At 42.2% G+C, this 908-nt stretch carries 2 protein-coding genes; both read right to left on the bottom strand.

The window, feature by feature from the left end; all coding sequences use genetic code 11:
• The coding region (locus BO222_RS11205) for a helix-turn-helix domain-containing protein (protein ID WP_158024607.1) at positions 1-552 on the bottom strand (552 nt) is incomplete at its 3' end.
• Positions 549-908 (bottom strand): IS607 family transposase (locus BO222_RS11200; RefSeq protein WP_143357022.1); only part of this gene is annotated, 360 nt, incomplete at its 5' end. The genes BO222_RS11200 and BO222_RS11205, both read right to left, overlap by 4 nt.

The raw sequence follows: 908 nt of genomic DNA, 5'->3' as shown, positions 1-908 counted from the left end.
CATATACCATCTGCCGTTCTTCTGCCCAATCCGTCCTTTTACAATCTCAACTTCATTTGGAACATAAGTCGGAATTCGACCTTTTTCCTTGAGGTGCACTCGTCCAAGTTTTGGTAACTGGACATACCATCGACTCGATCGAACGGGTTGACTGAGACTGTTGCAGCAGAAATAAACCATCGATTCGTTGGAACCTTTCTTCTTGAACTTTGGAAACCCGCTTTGTTTCTTGAAGAACTTAAGATAAGCCTCGTTTGCATCGTTGATCGATTGTCTTACTGCTTTGGAAGGACAGTCGTTGATCCATATCTTTCCGCTGGCGGGGATATAGTCCTGTTTGAGCCATGTATAGAACTTTGCTGGTTTCATCAACGTACTATGAGGCTTACGCCCTAACGTTTCAGCAAGCTTCTTTTCTGCTTCCCAACGTTCTTGGTTCTCATGAAGATACAGGTTGTAAACAAAACGGCAAATTCCCTGAAACCGGGCAATCTGCTGTTTTTGTTCGTCTGTTGGATCAATCTCAACTTTGAATGTCCTATATCGTTTCATGGGATTACGCCTCCTAATTCTTTGGTCAATGAATCATCTTCTTTGATCATCTTCCTGTATTTCCTCAATCCATGCAATCTGTCCGAAAACATATGGAGGATGGCAATGATGTCTTCGACAAGTTCCTTTTCAAAAGAAAGTTCTTCGTTGTTTACAACGATGATCCTGCACCCGAATCTTTCACACAATCGTTCGAACCAATCATAGCCGAATCGAACGAATCGGTCTTTATGGACTATCACGATCTGCGATACTTTTCTGTCCATGATCTGATTCAATAGGTTGTTTAATTTCTTGCGGTTGTAGTCCATACCGCTTCCATAGTCTTCGATCATTTCAGAAACGATGATTCCACG

It is taken from the genome of Ileibacterium valens (assembly GCF_001945525.1).
Classification (GTDB): domain Bacteria; phylum Bacillota_I; class Bacilli_A; order Erysipelotrichales; family Erysipelotrichaceae; genus Ileibacterium; species Ileibacterium valens.
The sequence above is the reverse complement of the archived record's forward strand: the minus strand, read 5'-3'. Positions and strand labels throughout refer to the sequence as shown.